Consider the following 8,849-nt stretch of genomic DNA (forward strand, 5'->3'; position numbering starts at 1 on the left):
AAAAAACTGTCTTCACGCTGTCAAATGCTTAGAGTACACTCGAGGTAATTTTAATCATGATTATCATCCCTTATGCAAGTACTTAAACAAATACAAATACCGTATAGTTTTGCAAAAAAGCATGGCGTTTTGTTGCGTTATGAAGGGGATCAAGTTTTTATTGTCCGTCGTCAAGATACTGCTTTGGTTGCTTTGCAAGAAGCACGCCGTTACGTGGGGCATACAGCCAAATATCAATTGGCGACTGAACAAGATTTTAGTCAGTTACTCAGTTCAAGTTATGCTGGCGAGACAGGCGAGTCTCAGCAAGTGGCTGCTGGTTTAGAAGATCATCCTGACTTGTTAAGTTTAGCCGATCAAGTACCTGAAGCAGAAGATCTGATGGATCAGGAAGACGATGCTCCGATTGTTAGATTGATTAACGCATTATTGTCCGAAGCCATTCGAGTGAGTGCATCAGATATACATATTGAAGCTTTTGAAAAAAAGTTATCGGTTCGTTTACGTGTTGATGGGCAACTTCGAGAAATCGTGCAACCACGTCGTGAACTTGCCCCATTGTTAGTTTCACGTATTAAAGTAATGGCAAAACTTGATATTGCTGAAAAGCGAATTCCTCAGGATGGTCGTATCTCTTTACGACTGGCAGGTCGTGAGGTGGATGTCCGTGTTTCGACTTTACCCTCTTCACATGGTGAGCGCGTAGTAATGCGTCTTTTAGACAAGCAAGCAGGTCGTTTAAATATGACCCATTTGGGTCTGATGAAAGATGATTACGAGCGATTAACCCAATTAGTGCATCGTCCTCACGGTATCATTCTCGTGACCGGACCGACAGGTTCTGGTAAAACGACGACACTTTATGCTGCACTCTCGGATTTAAATGACGGATCTAAGAATATTTTGACCGCGGAAGATCCAATTGAATATCAACTTGAAGGTATTGGACAAACTCAGGTTAACACTAAAGTGGATATGACATTTGCGCGTGCATTGAAAGCGATGCTTCGTCAAGATCCAGATGTGGTAATGGTGGGGGAGATCCGAGATTTAGAAACTGCAGAAATTGCTGTGCAAGCATCCTTGACGGGTCACTTGGTATTGTCGACGTTGCATACCAATACTGCGATTGGTGCAGTGACGCGTTTAAAAGACATGGGAATTGAGCCATTCCTTCTATCGAGTTCTTTAATTGGTGTGATTGCGCAACGATTGGTTCGTACTTTGTGTTCGCATTGTCATAGTTGGCGTGCCGCGGATGATTTTGAAAAAGAAATTTTTAAGAATGTCCATGATGGTACTGCACTCAATCTGCCTCAACCAGAGGGATGTGAACATTGTGCGCATACAGGTTTTAGTGGTCGTACCGCCATTTATGAAATCGTCCCTGTTGATGATGGAATGCGCCGTCTGATTCATGGGAATGCTGCAGAGTTTGAAGTTGAAAACTATGCTCGTCAGCAGTCAGGTTCGATACGTGATGATGGGTTACGAAAGGTGCTTGAAGGTAAGAGTACATTAGAGGAAGTACTTCGAGTAACAAATGAAGCGGCGGAGTGATTCAGAGATTATTTAATAATTCTCGATAAAACGAAGAAGCGCTGATTTGAAAGTAAGCTCGAAAGCTGAGGATTCAACAAAAGAGCCCAATTATAATAGTTGGGCATTTCGCATTCGCATAAGGTAATGAATTACATTCATAAATAAAAATAATTTTGAATAAGGTTTATAAGGTCAATTATAGGAATATTTATGAATTATCTTATGTCAAAACGCCATTACTGTAAGACATCTCACTAAAATTATTTTACAAAATTAAAGATTATGTAATATTTAGATTTTGCAATGTGATAATTTAATTTTGCATTTGGTTTCATACATAATGTGAAAAATCTGTGAAGTATTACCAAATAGATCTAACAATACAAAACAATAGCTATAAAACATATATTTACTAAAAAATAATAAAAACATATGGTTAATTAACATGCGACAGACATTGAACTTGAAGATCTACATTTCTATGTATTCTACATGCTTAACTATAGAGAATGATCCTTTCCAAGTCTAAAGATACCTCGACGTGTTTCTCAGCAAAGCTGAGTTGTTTTACATATTGAACCGTGTAATCAGAAGTTCTTCAAAATCAAATATCAGTAATTAAGGAAAATTATACATGGAACTCAAAACACTCATCTGCACCCTCACCGTACTCGGTGGTATCGGATTAGTTGGATGTAATGATTCAAATTCATCTGAGCCTATTCCTCCAACAAATGCTACTGGTAATCTCTTGGTACTGACCAGTGACGGTATGATTAGCTCACTCAATCATGACCAACCTAGTTCGCTGATTTCAAATATTAAAATTTCAGGTTTAGTTTCTGGGGATCAACTGGTTGGAATGGACCATCGTCCAAGTGATGGAAAGTTATATGCAGTAGGTTTGTTGGGTAATATTTACACGTTAAATCCAAGTTCTGGAGTAGCAAAATTCGTTATTAAAATGACAGCTGATCCAGCAGATACGACAGATGGTAATGCAGCTTTTAGTAAAATTACTTCCAATCCTGATGCGCTTAGCGTGAATTTCAACCCTGCTGCGGATCGTCTAAGAATTATTGGTCAAGATGGTCAAAACCTAAGAGTTAATGTTGATACAGGTCTCACCATCACCGATGGAGAAATTAGTCGGGTTGGTGATGCTACAACCGAAGTAAGTGCCGCAGCTTATACCAATGCTTTTGCTGGAACGGCAAGTACAAAATTATACAGTATCGAATCTTCGACAGATCGCATTTATCTGCAAAATGCAAATGCCGGAACATTAGGTATCTCTGCACCCTTAGGTCAGGATGTATCGAATAACGGTGGTTTTGATATAGACCCAATAAATAATATTGGTTTTGCTGCATTAAAAGTCTCGGGTGCATATAAACTATTTCAAGTTAATCTTGCTCAAGTCGGAACGACCAATAACGCTATTTTTGAGACAAGCGACTTGCCTAACGAATATCGTCAAACCTCCATTCGTGGGATTGCGCTTAATCGAGCAGAAGAAACCACTTCAAAAGGAATTGGGTTGACCAATAATAATTCTTTAATTAGATTTGAAATCAATAGTCCAAATGATACGACCGAACAAAAAATTACAGGCGTATTGGTCAATGAAAAATTCGTAGGTATTGATTTTAGATTACGTACTGCTACTGATAAATCCGATACACTATATGGTTTAACTAATCAAGCAAACTTGTATACCATTAACCCAAATTCTGGTGCTGCAACACTTGTGACTGCACTTAAAGCAGGCACGGGTAGTAACTTTAGTACTCTAGACGGCACACAGTTTGCTGTTGACTTCAATCCAACGGCTGACCGTTTAAGAGTCATCAGTAATTCAGGGCAAAATCTGCGAATCAATGTCGATACGGGTGAAACCATTCAAGATGGCAAAATTAATGGGATCACAAATGCAGTGATTAGCGCTGCGGCATATACCAACAGTTTTAAAACACCTATTTCAGCTCTTAGCACCGAATTATTTAATCTAGATCAGGCCAATCAGTTACTGACGAAGCAAGTTCCACCCAATGATGGAACATTGGTGAGATTAGGTAGTCTTGGCGTGAACTTAAGCTTGAATGATGGTTTCGATATTGCTGGTGGTGATAATGGATTAGCTCTAGCGGCGATAAGCAACAATAATGGTGCTTCTATCCTATACCGTATAGATCTAAATAGCGATACAGCACTTACAACTCCTCGTGCACGTCCAGCTATTTCCGTTAATGGGACGCCTAGTGTTATGAAGTCAATGATCGGCTCAATTACAACGCCCGCCTTAATTGACTTAGCAATACTTTTTAAATAGTTTACTTGCTAGATTAAAAGAGTAATAGTCAAAAAGACATATGTACTTTTGAATTGATATAGTTGAAGACGGAAATTTTGGAGATACTGAACTAGTTAGTGGAGGTATCTCCAAATCACTATTTTTCTTTAAATTAAGCTGCAGGACTGATTACTGCAAGCTGAGGCAAAGAGTCATTATTCCTTTAGATACACATAAATCTACTTGATCCCACCTAATATAAAATTTCTTTTTCTAAGTTGAAATTAACTTATAACCACAAAAAAGCTGAGATGCATATGCATATCAGCGTGATTTTTAGGATTGAAACAACTGGATCAAACAATCACATTCAAGGTCACATCAATATTGCCACGTGTTGCATTTGAATATGGGCAAACGATATGAGCAGCATCTACCAGCTTTTGAGCTTCCTCTTTATCCAAGCCTTCCAGATGAATATTTAAAGTGGCTGCTATTCCAAAACCAGTTGGAATAGGACCAATACTCACTTCGCCTTCAATATAAGCATTTGGTGTGATTTTCAATTTATCGCGGTTGGCAACAAATTTCATCGCACCTAAGAAACATGCAGAATAACCAGCAGCAAATAATTGCTCTGGATTTGTTCCACCACCGGGACCACCCATTTCTTTTGGTACAGCGAGCTGAACATCTAAAATTTGATCTGATGATGTAGCACGACCATCACGCCCACCAGTAGCTTTTGCATGTGCGGTATAAACAACTTTTTCTAATGACATGATTCCTTCCAGATAGAGTATAGGTGAATATCTATACTCTCTGATTTAAAAGGAATGATAAGCGGTAATTTTGTAAAGCTTGGTATTCAATTTTTATGTCTGAGCAGGTCAAAGCTGAATAAGTTTACGATGCTGAATTAATGGCATCGATTCTCTAATTTTTTTCTGTGCATCGATGTCAAACGGAACTGTAATCATTTGAGCACCTTCTTCAGAGATGATATCTAACAATTGACCACGAGAATTCGCAGCACCAGAGTGACCCCAGGTTTGTCTTTTTTCACCGTGCCACCCTTGTTGAGCTGAGCCTAAAACTTGGCATTGACTATCCATGGCACGAGCTTGTAAAAGTAATTGCCAGTGCATTTGACCTGTCGTGTAAGTAAAAGCAGAAGGTGCTGTTAAAATATTTGCGCCTTGTGCGCGCAGCTTTAAAGCAAGTTCAGGAAAACGAAGGTCATAGCAGACCATTAAACCAATATTGCCAAATGGAGTTTTAGCAATGACGGTTTGATCACCTGGTTCAAAATACTTAGATTCTTGATATCCACCTACCGCATCACCGACTTGAACATCGAATAAATGAATCTTGTCATAACGTGCTTCTGTCTTTTCAGGGCTAATACAAAGACTGGTTGTTCTGACACGACTATCTGGCACAATGGTGCCGTCTGGGCGAAAAGGACAGGGGAGTGTCCCAGCAACAATCCACATTTGATATTGATGAGCAAGTTGTTCTAAACGAGATTGTATTTCTTCAAATCGTTCAGCAGTCTCACGCTGTTTGCCTGCCGCAAAACAAACGAAATTCTCCGGGAAAACGATCAAGGAGGCCCCTTGATTCTTACTTTTTGCTAACAATGATTCAATGACTTGAAAGTTATTTTCAATATCATTTTGGGAGTTCATTTGGGTGACAGAAAGTAAGGTTGTCATGAGGTTCTCCTTAAGCGCTCAGTATGCTTAAGAGAATATCAGATGCTGTGATCGATGGTATCTTGTTGTTGTTCTAATTGCTTAACCAAAGGCTCGAACATATTTTGATTATCAGCATTTAATTTCATTAATGTACGATGAGCATCTAATACAGTTGAAAGCATTGCATTATGTGTGATGTGTTCGTCCAATAAAGCGCGCGTGCACACATTCGGATCTCCGCAATAGTTTAAAATTACGAAAACCTGACCAAGACCCATACTGTTCGCAAGTGTAGTGATATCTGGGTTAGTAGATAACATAACAGCTTGAACTTGATGCACTTGTTTGAGCTTTAATCCTAGTTTTGCGAGGATTCCAAGCACAGTACTGTCTATGAATGTAGTTTGGGTTAAATCAACAATTGCGCCTACGACGTTTTGTTGTTGTTCAATCCGAGATAATAATTTATCAAGGCTTATACAAGATTGAGCGCGCACTTCTCCAATAAGTTTGAAAATGTGCGTACCATCCAAGCTTGCATATTCAACATGACCTGTTGACATATAAATGCCATTTGCAGAAAGGATGCTAAAATTATCACATAGCGCAAGTCGATACTCAAGTAGTCTTCAGTCGTAGATCGATTTCTAAACAGCTACACTATTGATTATTAACTTAATTTAGACGTTGGAAGCTGAGTATTGCAATATCATCTGCAACATGTTCAGGAACTTCGAATGATTGATTTTGCAAGTGATAGACCAATTGGGTGAATTGTTCATTCAAACCACCATCAAAAGGTTCAAGCGCACCATCTGAGCAAATAATAAAACGAGCTCCACGATTCAACGTACATTCAAACTCTTCAATTTCGAGGTCTTCAGTAAGCCCTAAGGGGAAACTGCTGGTGTTGAGGATACGAGCATCCTGATTAGGTTCAAAGATAATTGCTGGAGGGTAATGCCCTGCGCTGGACCACTTAAGTTGGTGGGTCTCTAGATTCAATGTGCCTGCAATCATTGTAATATGCTTTTCAATGTTCTCTTGCAAAAGCATGCCATTAAGTTTTTTGAGAAGTTCTCGTGGGGTTTTCGATCTACCGTGAAATGCAGCCATCCAAGAGGTAAGAAGTGAGCTTGTTACACCATGTCCAGAAACATCCGCGAGATAAAATAAGATTTCACGATCACTGAGTTTCCAATAATCATACCAATCACCAGATAAGTAAGCTGACGGTTGAAATAAAGTCTCGACTTTATAATTAAGTAGGTCGATTGGGTTGGGTAATAGTTTTTTTTGTAATTCAGCTGCAGAGGGCAGGTCGCGGCTGTCCTGATTGCGTTTGTATTTTGCTTCAATTTTAGCAATCGATTTTGCGAGATCTTTTGGAAGACGGTCCCAAATCCAGCCAGCGAGTGCGCCAAGTTCCCATGCTTGCGAGAGTTGAAGTCCCTCATCTGCATGACCTATCACGATCGTAGGGAGGGTCCATTTATATTGCAGAAAATCATTAACATCACTAATGGCAATGATGGTTGAATCGTAAAGATGAAGATCATCTATATGAATCATTTGTAAACTCGGCAGAGCCTCTAGAACGCTATCTAGAAGATGGATGTCACGAGTGGGTTGAATGAAATACATAGATGAAAGAATCAATCCTAAATGCTTTATTTATAAAACTATCTTAGACGAACTTATATCGAACGCCAAGTTAAAGTCTAAAAACAAAAGATTTAGACTTTAACTTACATATGGCTTTTATTCAGATTCGATAGATTCATCCATGAAGGATTCATCATCTGAAAAATCATCTTCAATAAATAGTCCAGAACCAGTTTCTAAACCGCGTTTTTCAGCAATAACATAGTTTTTTCGTTGTAAGTAGGCATCACGCATTGCTGCATACTTATCACCTTGCAAGACTTGTTCAATCTCTAAAAGTTGAGCACGTGTATCTAATGCGCTAAGTGCCCAGTCACTATAATAAATACGATCATGACCATCGAGTAGGTATTTTTGAGGGCGTGCTTGACTATCTACTACGCGGCCAACAGTATCACGGAAGGTGCTTGGGCCCATAAAGGGTAGAACAAGGTAAGGACCAGAAGGGACACCGTAATAGCCTAAAGTAGTTCCAAAATCCTCATCTTCCATCGGAAGAGATAAGCGACGTGCAGGATCAGCGAAACCAAGCGTTGTAATTGTATTTAATGTAAAACGACCAAACGTTTGTGCGGCACGTTTAAAGCGACCTTGAGCAACCTGATTTACAGCATTCCATGGCTCACCCAAATTGTCTCGGAAGCCACGTACTGAATCTCTAACTTGTTCTGGAATTTTATCAGCGTACTGCACAGCTATAGGGCGCAAGACATTTTGATCGACAACATCATTAAATGCATAGATTTGTCTGTTTAAAGGTTGAAGTGGATCTTTTTCATTTTCAGGTAATGCTGCTGTTGCATTGACTTTGAAGTTATCAATTTTTAAATTTTTTAAATCTTTGATAGATCCATTGGTATTAACTGAATTTTCTAAAGCAGGGTTTGAGGCGTTAGCAGTATCGTTGTCTGAAGGCTGATTATTATCATTTGTGGCAGACAATTCATCAGATGTAGATAATGCAGTATCGTCAGCAACTTTATTGCCTGCAATCTCAGGTTGTTGGGCGTAAGCGGGTGCAGCTAAACCAATACTTAACATACTGACCCAAAGAAGTTGAGAGTACTGCATAAAAACATCCTAGAATAAAAGCTGAATATTAGTCTTATTAAATAAATAGTAAGTACGAACAGAATAACGCCATTATAGCGAGAGTTGAAAGCAGTTTACTAAAGTATATTTGCACAAAAAATGTGAATTAACCGTGAAAAAAGAGTGATTTTGTAGAAAATATAATCACTTGTTAAGAAAATATAATTAAATTTTACAAAAGAGGTTGCATTGGGGGAGGAATGCTGTAGAATGCACATCCATCGGCGGTGATGTTGATTAAAACTTGTTGAAAAACAAGGATTTAGCTGAATAGGTTGGATCTAGGTTTTGAGAATGAGTTAGAAAATAAATTAACATTGCTAGTTGACTTTCTGAAAAGAAAGGGTAATATAGCCGACCTAGCTTGATGCTGACGAAGCATTAAGAAGATCATTAAGAGATTATGAAGAACAACTTGTGTGGATTTTTACTGGTTGATTGATCGATATATATTATCATTGATGATTGGTAGAAATTTCTCGAAGTTTATTTGAGCAAATTTTTTGTCAGTAATTGATGAGCCAAGATTGGTACACTATATGTACTATTGATTTTAA

At 38.7% G+C, this 8,849-nt stretch carries 7 protein-coding genes; 2 read left to right on the plus strand and 5 right to left on the minus strand.

Features of this window, described 5'->3' with window-relative positions; genetic code table 11:
• Positions 1–72: 72 nt before the first annotated feature.
• Both gspE and AC1M9I_RS06785 read left to right on the plus strand, forming a co-directional pair.
• Complete coding sequence (gene gspE / locus AC1M9I_RS06780; protein ID WP_481595073.1) at positions 73–1,560, plus strand: type II secretion system ATPase GspE; 1,488 nt, start codon at positions 73–75, stop codon at positions 1,558–1,560.
• A 616-nt stretch (positions 1,561–2,176) separates the two neighbouring features.
• On the plus strand, positions 2,177–3,874 hold the full coding sequence (locus AC1M9I_RS06785; RefSeq protein ID WP_481610845.1) for a DUF4394 domain-containing protein: 1,698 nt from the start codon (positions 2,177–2,179) through the stop codon (positions 3,872–3,874).
• 317 nt (positions 3,875–4,191) lie between these two features.
• Here AC1M9I_RS06785 and AC1M9I_RS06790 read toward each other — a convergent pair whose 3' ends face one another.
• From AC1M9I_RS06790 to AC1M9I_RS06810, 5 genes are all read right to left on the minus strand, one after another.
• Positions 4,192–4,617 (minus strand): organic hydroperoxide resistance protein, encoded by a 426-nt coding sequence (locus AC1M9I_RS06790; protein WP_481588731.1) that lies wholly within the window; start codon positions 4,615–4,617, stop codon positions 4,192–4,194.
• 108 nt (positions 4,618–4,725) lie between these two features.
• Positions 4,726–5,553 (minus strand): carbon-nitrogen hydrolase family protein, encoded by an 828-nt coding sequence (locus AC1M9I_RS06795; RefSeq protein ID WP_481588732.1) that lies wholly within the window; start codon positions 5,551–5,553, stop codon positions 4,726–4,728.
• Positions 5,554–5,591: 38 nt separating this feature from the next.
• Complete coding sequence (gigB, locus tag AC1M9I_RS06800; RefSeq protein WP_035268529.1) at positions 5,592–6,098, minus strand: anti-anti-sigma factor GigB; 507 nt, start codon at positions 6,096–6,098, stop codon at positions 5,592–5,594.
• A gap of 112 nt (positions 6,099–6,210) precedes the next feature.
• The gene (gene gigA, locus AC1M9I_RS06805; RefSeq protein ID WP_035268527.1) at positions 6,211–7,179 is read right to left on the minus strand and encodes an RsbU family protein phosphatase GigA; all 969 of its coding nucleotides are present in this window, start codon (positions 7,177–7,179) and stop codon (positions 6,211–6,213) included.
• A gap of 117 nt (positions 7,180–7,296) precedes the next feature.
• Complete coding sequence (locus AC1M9I_RS06810) at positions 7,297–8,271, minus strand: MlaA family lipoprotein (protein ID WP_481593346.1); 975 nt, start codon at positions 8,269–8,271, stop codon at positions 7,297–7,299.
• Between the last annotated feature and the right edge of the window lie 578 nt (positions 8,272–8,849).

This window comes from Acinetobacter sp. ANC_7553, from assembly GCF_056779895.1.